Raw genomic sequence first — 22,578 nt, 5'->3', positions numbered from 1 at the left:
GCCGTGGTCTCCTGTTGCGCGCACCTGCAAAAAAACAGCAGTCCTTCCTCAATTGCGACTAGCTGCGTGCATCTGCGGTAAAAAAAGCTACTTATTTGCCCGATCGATCCCCAGGAAAATAATTTCATCCGGAATTATCCCCAAAACCCAAGATATATGGTAAGAAGTTCCCGATGCCCCGTTGGAGGAATGCCACCTAAAGCTCACTTAGAATCCCACCTGACGGCAGAGGAACTCAAAATTCGCTACCGGCAGGCACAAAACACCACAGAGTCGCGCCGCTGGCACTTGCTGCTGTTAGTGTCCCGAAATTGGACTATCAAACAAGCAGCCCAAGTCGTAGGACTCAACTACGACTACGCCAAAGAAATTGTCCAGCGCTACAACCGAGAAGGGCCTAACTCTGTGAGAAATCGCAGCGGAGACCGCCAGCCCCCTCCTGCAAAATCCTTGCTGAATCCAGAACAGCAAGAAGAACTGCGACAAGCGCTGCAAGGCCCTGCCCCCGACGGCGGAGACTGGACAGGCCCCAAAGTCGCTCGCTGGATTGCCGAAAAGATTGGTAGCGATCATGTCTGGCCCCAACGCGGCTGGGATTACCTCAAGCGGTTGGGTGCTGACTGGCGACGGCGGCGCAGAAAGTAGATAGTTCGCAATATTTAAAGGGGGTTGAGCGCTTTGGTGCGATCGCTCCCTTTATTTTGGTTATTTGGCCACATTGGCGCGATCAAAACCATTTTAGATTTTAAATTTTAGATTTGTTCTTCAATCTAAAATCTAAAATCTAAAACCCTTTGACTGATGTAACAATAGCTGCTTATATTGAATGTGGTGGTGTTGAGGATGTTAAATATGCGAGATATTAGGTGTTTTTTGTCGATCGCCAACAAGATGGCGGCAGTAGTAGCCGGCATTGGACTGGTTCAGATGTTAACCATCGCAAGTTCATTCTCTCAATCATCTAACCCGCGTTCCCTCGACGAACTCTACAAAATTCGCGATGGGCTGATCACCGAATTAGAACAACCCTCATCTCCCTCCCCAGAACCAACCATCCTTTCCGGCTTAGTTCCCTTCGCGGCTAATCCTCAAGAACAACTGCTACAGCAGTTGCAAGCGGTGGAAGCTCAAATATTAGTAGAACAGAGGGCTAACGACAACTTACAGCAAGCAGTCCGTTTAGCCAACAGAGCCGTAGAAACTAAACGGCAGCCAAATAAGTCGATCGAATATTCGCAGCAAACTCAATTTTTCTGGCATCAGGCCCTCAACAACTTGGAGGAAGTTCCTCAAAATTCATTTTTAGCTTCCCTCACTGCCTCAAAAACTCAAGAATACCGGGAAAATTTAACAGCAGCAACCTTTCAAGTGCAGCAAGCAAAATCTGATTTCTTGGGTGTGCTTGCCCGAGAAAGCGGTTTGTCGGCTCAAGCTTCGATCGGTATTTGCAACCTTTCTAGAGAATGCGTAAACCTGCGGGGCGATGTACCTCCTGTCAGTCCAGCCAGCTTAATTAAATTGCCGATTGCTGTCGCCCTGATGCAAAAAGTCGATAAAGAAAAAATTAGTCTGAACCAGGAAGTATTAGTCACTCGCGGTAATTTTACCGAAGACGCATCGGCAAAGATTAGGTCCAATCGCAATTATCCGCTACAGCTACTGTTAGAAGAAATGATCTATCGCAGCAGCAATATCGCCACCAATCAACTAATCGATTATTTAGGTTCGGATTACATCAATCAATATTTAGATAATAGCGGCTACGAAGTAACCCGCGTCAACTTCAAGTTGATGGGGGAAAGAATTATGCCCTCCAACCCCGGTTCGGGTCGCAACCGCGTGACTGCTAACGAACTCACCGAAATGATGGTGCAAATTTACAACGGCGAAACACCCGGTGCTAAACTGTTAATAGAAACTCTCAACCGCCAGTACGATCACGCTCTGGGATTTGCTGCCTTGGAAGGAACTAAAGCTCAGTGGTTGGGGGAAAAAACCGGTCAAAATTCCTGGGTACTCGGCACAACTTTGGCGATGAGCATTGACGACGAGGCCTATGTGATTACTGTGATTGACAGCCGCAGCGGCGAGCTACAAATGCGCCAGTCTATTTCTAAAATTGCCGATTACATGGTCCGAAACCCCAGCTTTTAACCGCTGGAATGTACAATTTATAGCGGGGGACAACGCACCGCCCAAACAGTTAAAAAATGCCGCATCAACAACTCAGTGTTTCCGTCGAAGGCAAGGGATTTCCGATTCTTTGCTTGCACGGCCATCCAGGTTCCGGCGATTGTATGTCGGTATTCACAGAACACTTATCAAAACGCTTCCAGACGATCGCCCCAGACTTGCGCGGCTACGGCAACAGTCGCACCTCAACTTTCTTTGAAATGACCGATCATCTGGTGGATTTAGAAGCACTTTTAGACCGATTAGGAGTCGAGCGGTGTTTGGTGATCGGATGGTCTTTGGGAGGGATTTTAGCCCTGGAATTAGCCATGAAATATCCCCAGCGAGTTACAGGTTTGATTCTACTCGCATCCGCAGCCAAACCGCGAGGAAGTCACCCTCCCATCTCTTGGCAAGATAACCTTTACACCGGTTTAGCCGGAATTATCAATTGGGCGATACCCGGTTGGCAGTGGAATATTGATACTTTTGCGAGGCGATCGCTCTTTCGCTACTTGATACAGCAGCATAACGCCACCCCTTACCGCTACTTAGCACAGGCAGGTACCCCCGCCTACCTCAAGACTTCCAACACTGCCACCAAGGCGTTAAATACCGCTCTGAGGGCTGGATACGATCGACTGCTGCACCTTAACGACATTCAATGTCCCAGCTTGGTGTTGGCCGGAGAGGCCGATCGGCACATCACCTCAGCATCCAGTCTAGAAACCGCCCGCCATCTGCACGACTGTCAGTGGCAGTGTTATCCCAATACAGCCCACTTGTTCCCATGGGAAATTCCCGATCGGGTAATCGCAGACATTGATCGCTGGATTGAGAGTCATCCCGAAGCAGTTGGCAATTGCGAGTGTTGAGTTTTGAGTGTGTCACAAGCAATTTATCACCCAACAGTCAAGTGTTTTGAAGTTACAACTCACAACTCAAAACAGCACAGCGTTGCGAGGGAAGCGTAGGCCTCTCAAAACTCAAAACTCCCCTGTTTCTACTGACTGCTCAAAACCGGCCACAGCCCTCCATCACCAAGCTTTCCCAAATCTTCTGCAACCGTCAAAGTAATTGGTTTGCAGCGGTGAATCGAAACACTAACACCTTCTGCCCCTTCATTTTCTATGTCTTCTACATATCCTGCTTTTGCAGCTTCCGCCTCTCCATCGGTTAAGAACGGGCCAAAATAGTAAATGCACCGCGGCGCTGAAGTTTTAACTTCAACCCACCAAGCCAATCCGAAAAAGTTGAGCAAGCTAATCAAGAATTCTTTCATCTGCTTTTCTAATGTATTTGACGGTGTTTTCTGGGTGCTGCGAACACGCCTAGGCTTTTGTTATTTACACGTGGCTGACTGCTGCCAAGAACCGATCCAAACCTATTTAAATATATCTAAATAGATGGGTGTCGAATTCTTGTTTGAACGTAGGGGCTAGGCCCCTTCTACTTTCGCATGAACAAGTAACGACAGTCGATCGGCTATCCTTACTTGTTCCGGGTGTGGTGCCACTCAATTCTGGGCGGCATCCACAATAAACTACTCTGTTGTGCTCTTTTTTTCAAGCACCTTTACGATCCGTGTACGTGAAACTTTTTGGGCCCGCGCTGACGGTAAATTTCGTATAAAGCCATCCCCGTTGCTACCGAGACATTCAGGCTAGGAGTATGGCCCCTTAAAGGAATTGAAACTAATCCGTCACATCCGCGCTGTATCAAAAGGCTCAAACCGTCAGCTTCACCACCCACCACTAAAACAGTGGGCCCGGAGAACTTGACTGTCTCTATAGATTGACCGACGCCTGCTGCAGTGCCATAAATCCAGAATCCAGCCTCTTTGAGTTCTTCCAGCGCCCGGTTAAGATTGACAACCCTCGCCACGGGCAGGCTTTCCAATGCCCCTGCTGCCACTTTTCTCACTGCCGAGGTAATCCCAACAGCCCGCCGCTGCGGAATCACCATGCCCTGAGATCCCAATGCTTCTGCGGTGCGAATGATCGCCCCTAGATTGTGCGGGTCGTTGAGTCCTTCTGCCACCACAATTACTGGATCTTCGCAAGCCGACTTAGCCTTTGCGATCAGTTCGCTCAAATCCAGGTATTCGTAAGCTGATACTTGGGCGGCTACGCCTTGGTGGTTTGCTTTGCGCGTGATGTAGTCGAGGCGCAAATCGTCAACTTCGTCAATAATGCTGCCGTTGGCTTTGGCTTCGGTTAGCAAGCTATGAAAGCGGGGATCGTAGCGCAGGTGGGGAACAACCCAGATCCGGTTGAGGACTTGGTTTGTTTCTAAAGCTGCTTGTACCGCATGGCGGCCGTAAATCATGTCGTCTGTGTCTGCGTCTGGTTGCACGACTGTATTGGAGGCAGTGTCAACAGGGCGAGTGTCTCTGTCTTTGTCTCTGTCTCTGAAATGGTTGCCCCGGAATTCCTGCGGGCTATTGTCTTTGTCTCTGTCTTTGTAATAATTGCCCCTGGATTCCTGCGGGCTGCTGTCTCTGTTTCTGTCTCGGAAATTGTTGCGGGCCGGCTGCGGGCTGCTGTCTCTGTCTCTGTCTCGGAAATTGTTGCGGGTCGGCTGCGGGCTGCTGTCTCTGTCTCTATCTCGGAAATTGTTGCGGGCCGGCTGCGGGCTGCTGTCTCTGTCTCTGTCTCTGTCTCGGAAATTGTTGCGGGCCGGCTGCGGGCTGCTATCTCTGTCTCTGTCTTGGTAATAATTGCCCCTGGATTCCTGCGGGCTGCTGTCTCTGTCTTTGAAATGATTATTTCTGCGAATTTCCGGTTGGCTGTCGGAATCGACTCTCCGTTTGAAAATTGCTCTCACGGGCATTTCTCGCGATTGCGGGGCAAAGGTCGATCGCTTTTGAGGCGCGTCTACTCCGCGAGTATCGGGACGGGGCTTGCGTTCAAAGCGGGGAGAGGATGGTTGTGAGTCCTGACGGCGGCCTTCGCTTTTGAATGGCTTGCTGTCGGAATTGGACCGCGAAAAGTTTGGTTTGGTAAATTTTCTCATTGGTTTCTTGTGGTCAAAATGTTTGGGCTGAAGGCTAGTCGATTGTAGGTTGTAGATGTGAGATTCTTGATTGAGGGAGCAATCTTTGGGCTTTGAGATTTGAGATAGTCTAGCGAGGGAGCAAGGATTTTGCTGTGTTCAAATTGCTAGTTAATAACTGATCAATCCTGTTTTGTCGATCGAGATTTTTGCGGTTTTATGTTAGCCGGGCCAGGATGGTTAACTCATCCCTCCCCATTCCCAACTCTTAACTGCTAAATCATCCTTTAAGTCTCAAGATCTAAAAGTGCCAGAAGTTCGGTCAATCTTTCGGGATCGGTGAGATACAAATATCCGATCAAAGTTTCTAAGCTGCTGGCTTGTTGGTATATCTCTGGATCTGCTCGCTTAGAACGGCCCGCTGCAGCATTGCGGCCGCGCTTGACAATTGCTAATTCTGTACTGTTCAAGTAAGGAGAGATCGATCGCAAATGACGCGCTTGAGTTTCGGCTCGTACTTGCCCCACCACTAATTCGTGATAAGCTTGCAATCTTCTGGGTGGCACTAAGTACGAACTCCGAACGTAGAGTTCGTACACTGCATCTCCCAAATATGCCCAGGCTGCAGGCGAAATTCTTTCTATTTCTGCTGGTGTAGCCCTCGCAGGATGCACTCGATTTAAACTGATATCCGTCAGACTCAGTTTGAGTCCGTCATCTGCGATCGGCGACATACTTTTTTAAATAAAACTTCCGCACAGCTTGGTTTTTCTAGTTACTTACTTATTTCGTCTTTCGTCACTTCCGCAATTATAGCTTTTACAGGACTGTTCGCTTTCAGAGCACGAAGCGAGATATATAGGCAAAGCTTGGCGCGACGATCGCACTCCTAAAAAAGGCTTTTTACCAAATCGGGATGCTCTAATTTTTATACCATTTTTCCGCGTGTTTGCCACACATATTTTACTGCCCATCCACCGAAACTCTAAGCATCGGGGAAATAGCGGCTGGCGCGTGTCGCAGCTTCTGGGAAAATAGGTATTGTTTTACCAGCACAAAAATAAAAATTTGCTATCCAGCGTTGAGAACCGGATAGCTAATTTAACTCACTTTGGCGTCAAGCATCCTTGACGTTTTTTACCGCCTCATCAACCGAAGGCTGCAAAGACAAAAATTTCTCTAAGCGAACCAGTTTAACAGTCTGAGTTACGCGGGGATTTGAGACAATTTGCAATGTCCCTTCCAAGGTTTGGGCTTTTTTGACAAGTTGCACAAGTGCGCCCAAGCCTGAACTATCCACAAAGTCTATCTGAGACAAGTCCAAAATTACGTGTTTTGGGCCGTCGTCAATACATTTGCTTATTACCTTCCGAAAAGTGGCCTCAGAAAAAGCGTCCAGCAGGCCCGTCAGGCGAAATAACTGACAGTTATTCCTGACTTCGCGAGTGCCTCTGAGGCTAACGGTCAGGGTCAATGACTCAGAAATGACACCCTCCTAGCTAGATATGGCTTAAAGTCGAGGCTTCATTATAGGAGTTTTTTGGTTTTTTGTCTACAGTTTTTTAGTTATGAGTCATTAGTCAGAAGCGATCGACACAAACAGCCTCTGATGACTACTGACTAATGACTGCTGAGTGCTGACTACTTACTGCTGGCTACTTTCTGATTGTCTCGCATTGACTGCACGAATCGATCGAATAAATAGTCGGCGTCGTGCGGGCCCGGACTGGCTTCTGGGTGGTACTGCACTGAGAACAGTGGCAGAGTTTTATGCTTCAATCCGGCTACGGTGCGATCGTTCAAATTGAGATGAGTAATCTCTACTTCGGGGGCTAGGGAATCGGGGTCGATCGCAAAACCATGATTTTGGCTAGTAATTTCTATTTGCTCAGTTAAACCCGCTGGATGATTCAATCCCCGATGGCCGAACTTAAGTTTAAAAGTTTCTGCACCCAAGGAAAGTCCCAAAATTTGGTGTCCCATGCAGATGCCGAATACGGGTTTGTCCGACTTTAATAAAGCTTTCGCAGTCGCTATCCCTTCCGTTACCGCCGCCGGATCTCCAGGGCCGTTGGACAGAAAAATGCCGTCCGGGTTGTATTTGAGAATTTCCTCCGGCGATGTGTCAGCGGGGACAACGATGACCCGACACCCGTAACTCGCCAGACGCCGCAGGATGTTGCGCTTAATCCCAAAGTCTAGCGCTACCACCGTCCACATTTTGCCGTTAGCAGGTTTGACTGTAGGACTGAACTCCCAAACCGAGTCCGTGGCTTCAGACCACTCGTAAACCTTGCGGGTGGTGACTTCCTGGACTAGATTCAGCCCGTCCATGCTGGGGGCGTCTTGTACTAGCTCCAAAAGCTCTGCCTGGTCGAGAATCGTGGTCGAAATGCCACCGTTGATCGCTCCCACCGTGCGAATTTTGCGAGTGAGGGCGCGGGTGTCGATCCCGTAAATTCCGGGGATATCGTACTGTTTTAGGTAGTCTTGCAGAGATTGCGAGCAGCGCCAGTTGCTGGGGCGGCTGCATACGTTCCGGGCGATCGCACCCCGAATTTGCGGGCGCGAGGATTCTTCGTCTTCGAGATTTACCCCGGTATTGCCCAATTCTGGATAAGTAAAAGTTACAATTTGACCGCAATAGCTGGGATCGGTCAATACTTCTTGGTAGCCCGTCATTCCCGTATTAAATACTACCTCGCCAACGACGGTGGCGTCAGCGCCAAACGACCAGCCGCGGTAAGCAGTACCGTCAGCCAGGACTAGGAGAGCGGGTTGTGCAGTTGAAAGTGACATGGCATCCTTAATTACTTTCGTTTGGTTTCATTCTTACCACTGCCAGGGATTTGATGCTAGTCGGCAATATACAGATATTATTTTAATTTGTGCAAGGGTTCGGAAAAGCAAGACACCTAGGGCCGAGGCAGAAGCAACAGGTAATCAAAAAGCAGCAGCAAGTGCAAATTCTCCCAATCCCCACCCTCGGCATCTCCTAGTCTCTCCATCTTCCTCTCGGTCAGCAATTGATCTGCCAGCAGCTTAGGATGGGGGCGAAAATTCTATATCTATACCAAAAGGCAGTTGTCGCTGTTACGATCGAGCTACAGCGTTTAACGAAACTATGGCTAGTAAATCTCCCTTGCCTTTACTCTCAAACTTATACAAGCATCTACTGAACTCTCAAAAACAGTGCAAACCGTTACTGGTTGTAACAACAGTTATTTCTCTGAGCAGTTCAATTTTAATAGGGACTGTTGCCAACTCCTCGCGAGCAGTGGCTCAAGAAAGTGAGGGATGCTTCATGCGGAACTCGTCAGGCCGAACCCTCAACCTCAGCCAATCAGTCTGCGGTTTTCTCCCCGAAGAATTGACGCCTACCACTTCGGCGGCGGCAAAGTCGGGAGTGTTTCAGGCAAAAATCAAACGGCGAGAGGCTAATATCCCCGTCATAGAAGTCACGTTTAACGGCAAACAAAAGTTCGAGATGATGGTAGATTCTGGAGCTAGTGGCACAGTAATTACACCAGCAATGGCTAAAGCCTTGGGCGTTGTTCTCCAGGGAACAGTAAAAGCACAAACTCCCAACGGAGTGGCTACTTTTCCCCTCGGTCGCCTGACTTCTATGGAAGCAGGTGGTCTGGCAGTTAACAATGTGGTTGTGGCCGTCTCGCCATCCCTAGATATCGGACTGTTGGGTCACGACTTTTTTGGTAATAAAGATGTGACTATTAAGCAAGATGTCATTGAATTTCGATCGCGCTCTTAAAAAAAACGAAGAAGTCCGAGGGAAGAAGTAAAGAAAAATTTAGAATTAAATAATTTTTACTCTTGGTCACTTAAAACCAAAAATTCCTTCTTCCTTCTTCCTTTTTCCTTTTTCCTTCATCCTTCTTCCATCCGTTACATCCGTTACATCCGTTACATCCGTTACAAAATCCGTTGCCGAACTTCCTTCATTTCAAAAACTCAATCAACTGCTGCAACTTCAACCAAGATTCACCGCTCAATAAAATGTCCTTAGCCATAGAAACTCCTGCTGCGTGAGAACCCATAGGAATTGCACCTCCCACCTGCAAAGCCAAAGACGCATTCAAAGCTACAACATCCATTTGTGCGGACGTACCTTTGCCTTGCAAAACGTTCCGCAAAATCTCGGCGTTTTCCTCAACATTTCCGCCTTTTAACGAGCCGATCGCACTTGGTGTCAATCCTACCTTTTGGGGGTCTAAAGTAGTGAGTTCCACTTGACCACCCGACAAAACTGCCAAATCAGTCACATCACCCAACCCCGCCTCGTCCAATTTTTCTCTGCCGTGAACGACTACAGCTAACTCAGTCCCCAACTCGCCCAAAGCTTGAGCAATAGTTGATACCAGACTAGGATCGAACACCCCAATTACCTGCCCTGTAGGGCGCATAGGATTGACCAGGGGCCCTAATAGGTTAAAAATAGTCCGAACCTTCAAAGTGCGCCGGAGCGACGCTACAGCCTTAAGTGCGGGATGCCACCCAGGGGCAAATAAAAAGGTGATGCCTACTTCGTCTACGGCAGCTTTTACCTTCGCCGGATCGGCGTTGAGGTTGACTCCCAGTGCTTCCAACACGTCAGCAGAACCCACTTTGCTCGATGCGGAGCGATTTCCGTGTTTGGCGACTCGAACTTTGCCGGCGGCGGCCACAAAAGCTACAGCAGTGGAAATGTTAAACGTGGATGCGCCGTCGCCGCCGGTGCCGCAAGTATCAATTAATTTGAGATTGGAGATTGAGGATTTGGGATTGAAAACGCTCTCCGACTCGCATGCAAGCGACTGAGAATGCAATACCTGAGCCATTCCTACCAATTCTTGGGCCCAGATGCCTTTGGCTTGGATGGCCGCTAAAATTGCTCCTGAGAGGACGGGGGGAATAGCTTCTGCTAGCCATCCCTGCATCAAGTCGGCTGCTTGGGCGCGTGAGAGAGATTGTCTGTCTAATAGTTGTTGCAGGAGGGCTGGCCACACAGGAGAATCTGCCGTCTGGGTGGAAGCAGGGGATAACTCTGGCGTTGCTAGGAGAGGAGAATCTGTCATTTATTAGTTTTTAGTCAAATTTAGCCCGATCGAGCTTTGCGGCCAAACCGAGAATCGATCGGGATTTTACCAGACTTGCCGATCAAATTTTGCGCGATCGGGCCTCGATTTTTGCTCAAATGCCAGCACCGCTACAGAATTTTTCCGCCTGCAGTAGCAGAATATGAATTTTTTGATACAACAATTACGCTATTGTTGTGCCAACTTTACATAGAAACCCCAGATCGTACAACTGCCAGTAGTCTGCTGTATTATCTATCAGCAATAATACTTAACAGTAACTCAGAGCACCCAAAGACCGATAAAAGTTTCCGACAGGAGTTGTGGAGACCAAAAAATTTTAGACATTAGGGAGCCCCAGATTCATCTGTGGAGTCAACTTTAATCTAAAATCTCAAATCGACTGACAGCAAGGACAGCGAGCATTTAGCTCTTGCAGGCGGGTTAGTTGCTTCGGGTAAGAGTCGATCGTACTCTCACCCAAATCCTAAAAATAGAGTCTTGCGGTTGTACAAGTCGCTGCCTTTTATTATTGTAACAACCTCCTTGCTACTAACTTATTTCAGGGTATTCAACGGCTAATATATTCAGGGAGATTTCAAGGAACGGGTTTTGCTAGAACACCTGCATCATAGGTCGTTCGATGTGCCAATGCGATCGTGACAGCCAGTCAAGCCTCAAATAAATACCCGATCAAATCAACTTTCGGCAGCAACCACTAACAACTAACAGCCCCGTAGGACAGATGAATAAACACACTCGTCTCCGGCTGCGACACACCATCTTTCAACCTAACTAACGGCTCGAATTTAACAGGCGGTAGACCAAAATATTCAACTCACACACAAGAGCAGGGTATTCAAAAGTGGGAAATCAAAAACTAGGAAATAAAGCGATAGAATGCCTGAATGTCGCGGAGGCACTGCACCAAATGGAAGCAAAATATTATAGTATGTTTGAAAATGCGGTGTCGGGCATTTTTCAAACAACCCAAGACGGTCGCTACATCAGCGCTAACCCAGCTTTGGCTCGCATTTACGGATATAGTTCCGCCGCAGAATTGATGGGTTCTCTGACTGATATCAGCGATCAGCTTTACGTCAACCCCGATCGGCGCGATCAGTTTGTTTCTGCTTTGCAAGAACAGGGCATCGTATCGGATTTTGAGTCGCAGATTTATCGGCGGGACGGAACAATAATTTGGATCGCTGAGAATGCGCGCGCTGTCTGCGATGAAGCAGGAAAATTACTCTACTACGAAGGTTTTGTAGAAGATATTACCCAGCGAAAGCAAGCAGAATCTGCACTTCGAGAAAGCGAAGAACGCCTGCGCTTAATAATTGAAGGCGTTAAGGATTACGCTATATTTATGTTAGATCCTGATGGGTATGTAGCTAGCTGGAATTCTGGTGCAGAACGCATTTTGGGATACAGATCTCATGAAATAGTCGGCAATAATTCGGAGTGTTTTTTCACTAAAGAAGATCTTGAAATCGGCAAGCACAAAGAAAAATTAATCCTGGCGGTGGCAGAAGGTCGATACGAAAATGAAGGCTGGCGGCTTCGCAAAGACGGATCGCGATTTTGGGCGAATATTATTGTTACTCCTTTGCGCGATGAAAGGGGAAAGTTGCAGGGCTTTTCTCAAGTAATGCAGGATATTACTGAGCAAAAGCGGGCGGCTGAGGAAAAGATGCAGTTGATTGCTTCTTTGCAGGCGTCGGAAAAAAAGTTTCGCACTTTGTACGAATCGACGACTGATGCGGTAATGCTGCTAGATGAAGAGGGTTTTTTGGATTGCAATCCGGCTACTTTAAACTTATTTGGATGCAGCACTGAGTCGGAGTTTTGCGGCAAGCATCCTTCGGAGTTCAGCCCGCCGTTGCAACCGGATGGACAAGATTCTAGGAGTCTTTCTCAAGAGCGAATTAATACGGCTCTGCGCTCGGGAAATTGCCGTTTTGACTGGCGGCACCGTCGTTTGGATGGTTCTGAGTTTCCGGCGGAAGTGCTGCTAACTTCTATGGATATCGGCGGCAAAATTGGGCTGCAAGGCGTGGTGCGCGATATCACTTATCGGGTGCAGGCTGAGGAGGCATTGAAGCAGGCTAATGAGGTATTGGAATGCCGGGTTAAAGAGCGGACAAGTCAGTTGGAAGAGGCTATTAAAAAGTTGAGTTTATCGGAAGAAAAGTTTTCTAAGGCTTTTCGATCGAGTCCTGATCCGATGATTATTACTACTTTTGCTGAGGGTCGTTTTATTGAAGTTAATGATAGTTTCTTGTCGATGACTGGTTACGATTTAGAAGAAACGACCTGGAATACAGTACCGGGGTTAAATATTTGGGTAAGGCCTGAAGACAGACTTAATTTTAGGCGAAGTTTGCACGAACAAGGTGTTGTTCGCAATCAGGAATGCGAGTTTCAGATGAAGTCGGGATCGGTGGTGGTATGTTTGCTGTCAGCAGAGTTGATTAATTTGGACGGCGAACTCTGTATGCTGGCGGTGATGACGGATATTACCGATCGCAAACACGCCGAAGAAGCCCTACGGGAAAGCCAGCGGGCCTTGGCGACGCTGATGAGCAATCTGCCGGGAATGGCCTACCGTTTTCGCAACGATGCCGATCGCAGTATGGAGTTTGTCAGCGAAGGTTGCTATCAGTTAGCCGGCTATTCTCCTGAAGAATTTATCGGCACTCGGGAAGTTTCTATATCGGAATTGACTCACCCGGACGATCGCGAGAATTTGTGGAATGCTGTGCAAGTTGCTTTGCAAGAAAATCGACCCTATCAGCTAAATTACCGAATTACTGCTAAAAATGGCGAATTAAAATGGGTTTGGGAGCAAGGTTTGGGAGTTTTTTCCGACTCGGGAGAATTGATAGCTTTGGAAGGGTTAATTACTGACATTTCCGAGCAGAAACGCAGTGAAGAAGCTTTGCGGCGATCGCAAACAGAGTTGACCCAACAAAAACTTCAACTCGAAAATACTTTGCACGAATTGCAGCAAACTCAAGCTCAATTGATTCACACTGAGAAAATGTCTACTCTCGGTCAAATGGTAGCCGGTGTTGCTCACGAAATTAACAATCCTGTTAGCAGCGTTTGCGGCAATCTCGTTCACGTCGGCCACTACACGGAAGATTTGCTGAATTTGCTCGATATGTACCAGCAGCAATGCCCGCAGCCGCCGGCAGCAATTCAAAATAAAATTAAGGATATCGAATTAGAGTTTCTGCTAGAAGATTTGCCGAAAGCGATGTCTTCGATGCAGGTTGGGGCCGATCGCATTCGGGAAATCGTGCGATCTCTCAGAAATTTCTCTCGCAAAGACGATTCTCAAATGAGCAAAGTTAACCTGCACGAAGGGATTGAAGGAACGTTGCTGATTCTGCAAAGTCGCCTGAAAGCCAGAGGTAACTATCCCGAAATTGCGGTAATTAAGGACTATGGAAATTTGCCTTTGGTTGAGTGTTATGCTGGGAAAATCAATCAGGTATTTATGAATTTGATCGGAAATGCGATCGACGCGATCGAGGAATACAACGAAGGGCGTTCAGTTGCCGAAGTCAAAGCTAACCGCAGCAAAATTAAAATTAGGACAGAAGTCCAAAACTCCCATGCTGTAATTAGGATTTCTGACAACGGCCCCGGTATGCCAGAAGAAGTTTCCCAGCAGTTATTCGAGGCTTTTTTTACCACAAAACCCGCCGACAAAGGCACCGGTTTGGGCTTGTCAATTTCCTACAAAGTGGTCCAAGAACACGGTGGCAAACTGAGCTGCATGTCTGCGCTCGGCCACGGAGCCGAGTTTATCATAGAATTGCCGATCGAACAACCTTAGTCAGCAGTCATTAGTCATTGGTTATTGTTTATTTGTGACTGTTGGCTGTTGACTGATGACTGTTGACTGATGACGCTCGATCGCTAACCAATGACTAATAACTAATGACTAATGACTAACAACTAATAACAACTGACAACTGACAAGTGCCAACTGCCAACTAACAACTACCAACTGCCAACTAACTACTGACACCTTTCCCAATAAATTCGAGCCACCTTATCCCCCGGATTTTGACCCAAACAATCCGCAAAAAGTCCCGCAGCTTCCCTAAAATTCTTTATATTGTACAAAGACAAAGCCTCAGTAAATAGTTGCAGAGTCGCTAACTTCCCCGCTTTAACTTCCGGCCAATCCGCATCAAAAACTTCATAAACAGTCACCCATTCAGACTTACCCTTAACCTGAACTTTATCAATTACCCGAATTGCATAATCAGCAGGATTGGTCAAGCGATCGAAAGTTTGCTGAGTAATTAACAGCGACACCCCGTAATTCTTCGTCAAACTTTCAATCCGAGAAGCCAAATTAACCGCATCGCTAATCACAGTACCGTCCATCCGGTTTTTCCCGCCCACTATACCCAGAATCAAAGAACCAGTATTGATTCCCACCCCAATCTCAATTGGCACATAACCCACAGAAGCACGTTCTCGATTGTATTCACCAAGAGTATGCAGCATCGCAATTCCCGCTTTCACAGCATCATCGGCGCCCTCGCTAAACAAAGCCATAATCGCATCGCCAATATATTTATCAATAAACCCCTGATTTTCCACAATCAGGGGTTCCATTCGACTCAGATAAGAATTTATAAATTTGAAATTTTCTGTCGGTGTCATTTGTTCCGAGAGAGTAGTGAAATCGCGGATGTCAGAAAACAAAACCGACATTTCCAACTCCACCGCTTCTCCCAATTTAATATCAACAATACTGTCACATCCCAAAAAAGCTAAAAACTCCTTTGGTACAAAGCGACTTGTCGCCTCCGCAATTTCTAATTCTGCATCCAGTGCAAGTTCCAAATTGCAATTGACCTCAAAGAGATCCTCAATGAACCTTTGGCGTTCTGCCTCAGCTTCTTGGCGTTCTGTGATATCTTGAAGAGTGTTGATAGCATAAACAATATTTCCTTGTTGATCGTAGATTGGAGTAGCGAAGATTTCTAGGGGAATAATCTTATCGCCTTGATGAACTTCTGCATCGTCAGCCGTAGCACTTTCCCCCTTCAACGCCCGCACGATGGGCAAATTTTCCGTAGGATACTTTTGATTTGTGCCTGCTTGATAGAGTTGATAAACCTCTGACAATTGCTTGGAACTGGTATCCGGCACAACTCCTTTACCAAATATCTCTTTTGCTTTCCGATTGACGTAGTAAGGTTGGCCGTCCGCATCCAGCACCCCTACACCAATCGGCATTGCTTCCAAAAACTGTGTCAAGCGATTTTCGTTTTCGTGTAGTTTACAAATGAGTACGGTTTGCTGGCTGTTTAACTCAGCCAACTCCTGATTTATTTGCTGGAGTTGGGCATTTTGTTCAGTCAGCTTTTTATCTTGAAGATAACTATTTAGCGCTTCTCTAACCGTCAATTTCAAATCTTCAGCTTGCCAAGGTTTGGTAATATAACGATATAAGTTTGCAGAGTTGATAGCATTGGCTATCGCCTCAATATCTGCTTGTCCTGTCAGCATAATTTTTATAGTTTTAGGCGAAATTATATGAGCCTGTTTCAACAGCTCATCTCCCTTCATATCAGGCATAATGTGGTCGGAAATAATTAAAGGAATTTCATCCCCATCCTCTAGCAATTCTTCAATTAACTCTAATGCCTCTTGCCCGCCTTCAGCAATTTCGATTATATAATCATTGCCCACAGCCTCTTGCAGTTCTGCTTTGAGGCTCCTGAGTACAGTTTTTTCATCATCAACACAGATAATTACCTGTTGGCTCATAGTTTAGATAAACCAGATTTAATAGTTTCTAGCAAATCTGATTCCAACCAAGGTTTAGATAAGCAACCATGAAGGTTAGCCTGTTTTTTTGCTCGATCAAGTGCTACTTCATCCGCTTGACCAGTCAGCATAATTTTAATAATATTCGGGTATTCCTTGTGAATGCGAATCAGCAGCTCATCTCCCTTAATACCGGGCATTAACCAATCCGAAATAATCAGAATAACATGGCTTTCGTCATCATAAAGTTCGCTGATTACATCTAAAGCCTCGTCAGCATCCTCAGCTCCTTCATAGATGTAGGCATCCCCAAATGCTGCTGCTAGCTGCGTCCTGAGACTGTCTAATACCATTCTCTCATCGTCAACGCACAAAATAACTGGTTTCGACATCTATTTTCTCTCCTTTTTAATTGTTATTAGTAGCAAAAGTAGTTAAAGTAGTAAACTATATTAGTAGACCCCATCTTATCTTAAGATGTCAGTCCATTTAAAATTTTAGATTTTAGACTTCGGCGTGAGCGCTCAGTCGAAGGATTTTAGATTGACTCCACAGATGAATCTGGCAGCTTGAACAAGAGCCTAAAATTTTTGCCTCTCCACGAATCCTGTCGGGGCTTGTATCCGTTTTTGGGCGGGGTCACAAGTCAACGACTTGCCCCATCCTCCCCCCAGTCACCGAAACCAAGAAACTTATATGCCTAGCAGCTTAGCTGAGCATAACGCATCGTACTGCTGTTTTACATCCGTTTCCTGTTCGATCGGAGTTACGGGTCTCAACACGCTTTAACTTTTGAAATACTCCCAATGGGGTAGATTGCAGCTTACGCGGAACCAAGCAAAATCCGACCTACTTACTACCTTATATCGTTGGCGAGATCCTTGACCGGCTTATACAGTGTTCATTGGCAGGAAAACATTAAATGTAGTTTTGGCAGGAATTGATTCCACTTCAATTTTTCCCTGATGTTTCTCAACAATCTTCTTGACAATATCTAATCCCAATCCGCTCCCTTCTCCTGCGGGCTTAGTAGTAAAGAACGGGTCAAATATTTTCCCTTTTATCTCTTCTGGTATCCCTTTGCCGCTGTCGCTAATGCTAATCTTAGCCTGGTCATCTTGAGCCGTTAACTCAATTGTTAACGTGCCTCGATAATCCATTGCTTGCAAAGCATTGTGAATTAAATTCGTCCAAACTTGATTAAGTTCGTCGGGATAGCACAGTATCGGCGGGATTTCGGTATAGTTTTTGATGACCTCCACTCCCTGTTTGAGGAGATTTTGATACAGAGTTAAAATTGTTTCAATACCTTCTGTAATACTGGCTGCTGTTTTTTCGCCAGACTGTTCGTAGCGGGCATAAGTTTTTAAGGCAAAAACTACTTTTGATGCTCTGTCTGTGGCTGTGTTGATAGTAGCGATGCCTCTTTTTAATTCGGAAAGTTTGTAGGCGATTTCTAGGAGGTGTAAACTATCGGATCTTTGCAACAAAGGGACAAAGGTATCAATTTCATTATAAACCCCCATGATCACTAGGCGATCGGCTACGGTATCGGCACTATAAATCTCTAATTCTTCTAGTTGGCTTCTCAAAGTTCTCTTCAATTTGCGTTCTTCTTTGGTTGATAAGCTTGCTTCTTGTTCGAGGGAACGCTGAAGTAAACTCAAGAAATTATGTGCTTCTTCTGGGGAGAGAGATTGAAAAAGTGCGGGCAACTGTTCTAAAGTTTGATTCAAGAACTTAGAAACATTTCCTGCCGAGGAGCGAATTGCACCCAGGGGAGTGTTAACTTCGTGGGCTACTCCGGCCACAAGTTGTCCTAAAGCTGCCATTTTTTCTGATTGAATCAATCCTTCTTGGGTGGCTTCGAGATTGCTTAAAGCTTGTGATAATTCTTGAGTGCGTTCTTCTACTTTGGCTTCTAAGTTGGCATACAGTTGGGCATTTTCGATCGAGATGGCCGCTTGCGAGGATAAAAGTTTTAAGACTGCCAATCTGTTGGGAGTAAATGCACCTGTGGCGAGGTTATTTTCTAGGTAGAAGATGCCGATCGCTTTTCCTTGATGTTGGATCGGGAGACACAATACCGATTTGGGTTGATGCTGAATGATGTAGGGGTCGTTGAGATTTTGGATGGGAGATTTTGGGTTTTTGAGTTCATTGTGCAAGTCGTTAAAAATGACATACTCTTGAGTTCGGGCAACATAGTTAATGATGCTGTGAGGTAAGTCATTGCTGGTTTCCAGAGAAATTGACCGCAGCACAATTGTTTCTGATCTGCCACTAATTGCAGTGGCTTCAATTATTAAGCTGCCTGCTTTTTTCAAAATCAGAGCGCTTTTTTCGGCTCCGAGATTTTCCATCACGACTTGCATTAAGATCGAGAGCAATTTATCAAGGTGAATTTCTCCTGAAAGTGCTTGAGATGCTTTCATTACTGTTGCAAAGTCCAGTGCTTCTGAAATACTATAACTGGTGGAAGTGATGGTGGCAGCAGTGATGCGAGCAATTGTCTGGCTTGTAGTAATGGTATTTTTCTGGTTGAGAATTGGGGCGAGCAATTGAGGGTAGCGTTTTTCTAAATCCGCAACTTTGGCTAATGCTCCCCAACGAGCGTAAGCGTAGTAGGCATCTGTTAAATAGACTGTGGCAATTTTTTCTTTACCCCATTCAAGATAAAACTTAGCTGCGAGTTCGTGGGCTAGTGCTTCTTCGTTGAGATATTCGTTTTCTTGGGCTAGGACGATCGCGCGATCGTACATTTCAATAGCTTCTGCCCTCTGTCTGGCAAGTCGGTATTTCTCTGCTTCTACCAACAGCCACTTATGCAAATAATTCATGGGGGCGTGTTCTGCCCAATGCTGCAACTTCCTTTGATTTTCCTGAACTCGTTGCAACGAAGTTTCTAACTCAGCCTCAGACTCAGGAGTGGCAAGGGCTATGAGTGAGTCATAGAAATATAAACCAGCTTCGGAAGTAGTTCCTACGCATGCCGCTAGATACTGTCTTGCTCGATCGACATCTACGGAGGCCCGAGCAATGTCTTCCAGCAGGAATCTCAACGTCGCCCTGTACAGATAGAAGCTGCAGAGTCGGTACAAATCGTTAGAGGCAAGCGACTGAGAAACCAGCTTCTCCTCATCGCCCTCTTGTTCAAAGGAAATCTCAAACTTGTTTGGATTACCCAATAAAAACAGCGTTGTTTCCAAAAAAAGCGAACAATAATTTGCCGTCGTTAGTTGGTTGAGGTCGAGTAATTGCTGACGGTATGCCCGAATTAGGGGTTCAAGTTCTGCCAAAGGTTGACCGCACCAGTAGGCATTTAGACAAAATCCATGCCCATTATGCCCGACAAACTCTAAATTTCCTGTTTCTAATGCGGCTTGATAGCCTGCCTGAAGAATGGGGAGGGTCTCCCGCAAATGCGATTTGCGATGGTACAAAAAGACTCCGATCGCCATAAAAGTTGCAGAGCGAATATTTTTGGCATCCGCGCCACTGGCAAGACGATAAGCTAAGCGGCAAAATTGATGGGCTACCGTCACATCTTGTAGAAAGTTGTTGAGAAACATCCCATACCAGCTATAGCTATAAGCTGAAGTAGGACTGTTGCCATATTGGATAGATAAATTTACCTGTAAGGCAGTCACCAGCGCAAACAAAGACGAACCGACCACATAACAAGCTATCGCAATACTTGCCGCCACTTGCATCGCAGCCAGCTTTTGGGCATCCACCATCGCTGGCAGATCAAATAACTCTTCAATAGGTTGATCGCCGATCGAGCTATTAATTTCCTGCACAGCTTGCTGAATATCTTCTGATGTAGGGGTATCGGGTAATTCTACTCCTAATTCTTTGAGACTCAACAAACCGATAGCAATTCCTTCTAAAAACTTGTTCTGGGACGATAATGCCTGAATTTTGACGATGTAAACGCTCACTCGCTCTAGGGGAGTTCTGGTATGATGAATCACAGTGTCAATCCACTGATTCATCTGGTCAAATTCGCCACAGAGTGAAGCCACTTCGGCGGCTATTTCATGCAAGTTCAAGGTCATCTGGTACTGCCGTTGCCAAGCGCTCTCTCCAAGCAAATTTAGCCCGATCTCCGCATACTCGCGAGCAGCTTGATAAGCTGTAGCGGCTCTGGCTTTGCGGCAAGCCGTGAGGTTGAGTTGTGCCAAATCAGATCGTTCTGTTTGGTCTTCAATCAGCGCAATACCATAATTCAACTGATTGACGACTGAAAAAATTTGCTCTTCTATAGCTGCGGGTGAAATTTGCTGCCTCAGCAATTGTCCAATCTGATAGTGAGCACGATCTCGCTCTTGTTCGGGAATTAAAGAATAGGCAGCTTGCTGAACGCGATCGTGCAAAAACTTGTAATTCACCACCTCCGAATTTTCGGTTTCCTCCCGTCTTTCTCGCCCCATATAAAACTTGTAGACTTCACTTTCAGGCAGGATTAATCCCTCTTGCAAAGCCTTCCACAAATCCGCCGCCGTTTCCGTTTCCAATTGCTGGGAGACAACTGCCAAAGTCCCCAAATCAAACTGATTCCCAACACAAGCAGCCAACTTCAACACATTCTGAGTCGCTGGCGGCAATTTTTGCAACTGCAACGCCATAAACTCGACCACATCATCCGTCAGCGCTGCCTCCCGAACTCGCACAATATCGCACTGCCAATAACCAGCAACCCGGTCAAACTCAATCAGCCCATCCTGATGCAGTGCTTTGAGAAACTGCGTTGCAAAAAAGGGATTTCCCTGGGTTTTTTGTGCCACCAAATCAGCTAAAGGTCTTGCCCAATATGGATCGCAATTGAGCGTATCAGCAACCAAATGATTTAGACTTTCTGAACTCAACGGTTCCAGCGTCAGAGTATTCACCGTGGCCCCAGCTTTTGCCATTGCATCCAGTGTCAGCATCAACGGATGTGTTGCAAACACTTCATTATCTCGGTAGGCACCAATTACTAATAAATAGCCGGTTGCTGACTCGGCAACCAGCAGTTGCATTAACCGCAGCGAGGCGGAATCAGCCCACTGCAAGTCATCCAAAAACATCACCAGGGGATGTTCTGGTTTTGTGAACACCTTAATAAAGTTTTGAAATAGCAAATTAAACCGATTCTGTGCCGCAGTTCCTGATAATTCGAGTGAGGGCGGTTGTGGTCCAATAATTTTTTCGAGTTCGGGAATTACTTCAATAATGACTTGACCATTATCGCCCAGTGCTTGCAATATTTGAGTTTGCCAATTTTCCAACCTTTCGTCACTTTCGCTCAGCAACTGTCCCATAAAATCTCGAAATGCTTGGACAAAAGCTGAGAAAGGAATATTGCGGTTAAATTGGTCGAATTTGCCTTTGATGAAATAGCCGCGCTGGCGGACAATGGGTTTGTGAACTTCATTTACAATTGCAGTTTTCCCAATCCCCGAAAAACCCGCGACTAACATTAACTCACTGCCTCCGCCTTTCCCTGCTGCGTGGTGGGAAAAACCTGCTACTCGATCGAATGCTGCCAGCAATTCGGCAACTTCGGTTTCGCGGCCGTAGAGTTTTTCGGGTATCAGGAAGCGATCGCCCACATCCCTCTGCGCGATCGTAAAACTCTCTATCCTGCCGTTTTCTTCAAGTTGCTTCAAACAAAATTCTAAATCGAATTTCAGTCCCAACGCACTCTGATAGCGGTCTTCGGCATTCTTTGCCATTAATTTGCTGACAATCTCCGAGAGGACGGGCGGGATTTCGGGATTTATTTCATGCAGTGATGGCGGTTGCTTGGCAATATGACAGTGGATCAATTCCATCGCATCGTTGGATTGAAACGGCAATTGTCCCGCCAGCAATCCGTAAAAAGTCACGCCCAAAGAGTAAAAGTCTGTCCGGTAGTCAATCCCCCGATTCATCCTTCCCGTTTGTTCAGGAGACAAATAGCCGAGTGTCCCTTCCAAGACGTTAGGATTCATCAGGGTTTGAGTTTCCCTGGGCAGCAAGGATGCAATACTAAAGTCAATGAGTTTGACGTGTTTTGTATGCGGATTAATTAAAATATTGGCTGGTTTAATGTCTTTGTGAATGATGCGGTGGCGGTAGAGTCTATCTAATGTATTGCTCAGGTCGATCGCCACTGGCAAAAACTCGCTCAGAGTCGGCGCAGTTTCCCCTTGTTCCATCCAGTCATTCAGAGAAATTCCCCCAAAGTCTTCCATTACCAGCGCATAGCTGTTTTGGTAGGTTTCCAAGCTGTAGGTTTCGATGATTCCTGGTAAGTTGAGGTTTTTGGCGATCGTGTACTGATTGCGAAATTGCACCAGTTCGCTAAAAGTGGGATACTCGCTCAATAGCAGTTTGATAATTACTTTTTGGTTTGACTCAGAAATTCCTCGATAAACCTGTGTTCTAGAGCCATTGTAGATTTGCTCAATGATGCGATAGCCGGGAATTGTTAGCAAATTATTAGTCATGTCCAAGAGGTTAAATAAAGATTCTATAGATGCTACCGGAGGCTGAAGCGGTAAGGTGCGCC

The 22,578-nt window shown here is 46.4% G+C and carries 14 protein-coding genes; 5 read left to right on the top strand and 9 right to left on the bottom strand.

The window, feature by feature from the left end; all coding sequences use genetic code 11:
- Positions 1-189: 189 nt before the first annotated feature.
- From QUA24_RS04555 to QUA24_RS04545, 3 genes are all read left to right on the top strand, one after another.
- Positions 190-645, top strand: coding sequence for a helix-turn-helix domain-containing protein (locus tag QUA24_RS04555; protein WP_333082743.1), 456 nt, complete (start codon positions 190-192; stop codon positions 643-645).
- Positions 646-852: 207 nt separating this feature from the next.
- On the top strand, positions 853-2,154 hold the full coding sequence (locus tag QUA24_RS04550) for a serine hydrolase (protein ID WP_333227572.1): 1,302 nt from the start codon (positions 853-855) through the stop codon (positions 2,152-2,154).
- Between the two features lie 56 nt (positions 2,155-2,210).
- Positions 2,211-3,047, top strand: a complete 837-nt coding sequence (locus tag QUA24_RS04545) for an alpha/beta hydrolase (RefSeq protein WP_333227571.1) — start codon at positions 2,211-2,213, stop codon at positions 3,045-3,047.
- Positions 3,048-3,175: 128 nt separating this feature from the next.
- On the opposite strand, the gene QUA24_RS04540 is transcribed toward QUA24_RS04545, so the two are convergent.
- The 5 genes from QUA24_RS04540 to carA all read right to left on the bottom strand — a co-directional run bounded on the left by QUA24_RS04540 (position 3,176) and on the right by carA (position 7,965).
- Positions 3,176-3,454, bottom strand: a complete 279-nt coding sequence (locus tag QUA24_RS04540) for a DUF1816 domain-containing protein (RefSeq protein WP_333227569.1) — start codon at positions 3,452-3,454, stop codon at positions 3,176-3,178.
- A 293-nt stretch (positions 3,455-3,747) separates the two neighbouring features.
- Positions 3,748-5,187, bottom strand: a complete 1,440-nt coding sequence (gene rlmB / locus QUA24_RS04535; RefSeq protein ID WP_333227567.1) for a 23S rRNA (guanosine(2251)-2'-O)-methyltransferase RlmB — start codon at positions 5,185-5,187, stop codon at positions 3,748-3,750.
- Between the two features lie 266 nt (positions 5,188-5,453).
- Complete coding sequence (locus QUA24_RS04530) at positions 5,454-5,900, bottom strand: ribonuclease III domain-containing protein (RefSeq protein WP_333227565.1); 447 nt, start codon at positions 5,898-5,900, stop codon at positions 5,454-5,456.
- A gap of 383 nt (positions 5,901-6,283) precedes the next feature.
- Positions 6,284-6,640, bottom strand: coding sequence for an STAS domain-containing protein (locus tag QUA24_RS04525; protein WP_333082737.1), 357 nt, complete (start codon positions 6,638-6,640; stop codon positions 6,284-6,286).
- Between the two features lie 167 nt (positions 6,641-6,807).
- Positions 6,808-7,965, bottom strand: coding sequence for a glutamine-hydrolyzing carbamoyl-phosphate synthase small subunit (gene carA, locus QUA24_RS04520; protein ID WP_333227563.1), 1,158 nt, complete (start codon positions 7,963-7,965; stop codon positions 6,808-6,810).
- A 505-nt stretch (positions 7,966-8,470) separates the two neighbouring features.
- Here carA and QUA24_RS04515 point away from each other — a divergent pair.
- The gene (locus QUA24_RS04515) at positions 8,471-8,935 is read left to right on the top strand and encodes a retropepsin-like aspartic protease (protein WP_333227561.1); all 465 of its coding nucleotides are present in this window, start codon (positions 8,471-8,473) and stop codon (positions 8,933-8,935) included.
- A gap of 187 nt (positions 8,936-9,122) precedes the next feature.
- On the opposite strand, the gene trpD is transcribed toward QUA24_RS04515, so the two are convergent.
- Positions 9,123-10,238 (bottom strand): anthranilate phosphoribosyltransferase, encoded by a 1,116-nt coding sequence (gene trpD / locus QUA24_RS04510; RefSeq protein ID WP_333227559.1) that lies wholly within the window; start codon positions 10,236-10,238, stop codon positions 9,123-9,125.
- An 865-nt stretch (positions 10,239-11,103) separates the two neighbouring features.
- Between trpD and QUA24_RS04505 the strand changes: the two genes are divergently transcribed.
- Positions 11,104-14,085 (top strand): PAS domain S-box protein, encoded by a 2,982-nt coding sequence (locus QUA24_RS04505; RefSeq protein ID WP_333227557.1) that lies wholly within the window; start codon positions 11,104-11,106, stop codon positions 14,083-14,085.
- A 185-nt stretch (positions 14,086-14,270) separates the two neighbouring features.
- Here QUA24_RS04505 and QUA24_RS04500 read toward each other — a convergent pair whose 3' ends face one another.
- From QUA24_RS04500 to QUA24_RS04490, 3 genes are all read right to left on the bottom strand, one after another.
- A complete protein-coding gene (locus tag QUA24_RS04500; protein WP_333227555.1) occupies positions 14,271-16,040 on the bottom strand; it encodes an adenylate/guanylate cyclase domain-containing protein in 1,770 nt (589 codons plus the stop codon).
- Positions 16,037-16,432, bottom strand: a complete 396-nt coding sequence (locus QUA24_RS04495; RefSeq protein ID WP_333227553.1) for a response regulator — start codon at positions 16,430-16,432, stop codon at positions 16,037-16,039. Before QUA24_RS04495 ends, QUA24_RS04500 begins: the two co-directional genes overlap by 4 nt.
- Positions 16,433-16,930: 498 nt before the next feature.
- A complete protein-coding gene (locus QUA24_RS04490) occupies positions 16,931-22,516 on the bottom strand; it encodes an AAA family ATPase (protein ID WP_333227551.1) in 5,586 nt (1,861 codons plus the stop codon).
- Positions 22,517-22,578 lie beyond the last annotated feature (62 nt).

Source organism: Microcoleus sp. Pol12B5, from assembly GCF_036701335.1.
GTDB lineage: Bacteria > Cyanobacteriota > Cyanobacteriia > Cyanobacteriales > Microcoleaceae > Microcoleus.
Note: the sequence above shows the minus strand (reverse complement) of the source record. Positions and strands in the feature narration are given on the sequence as shown.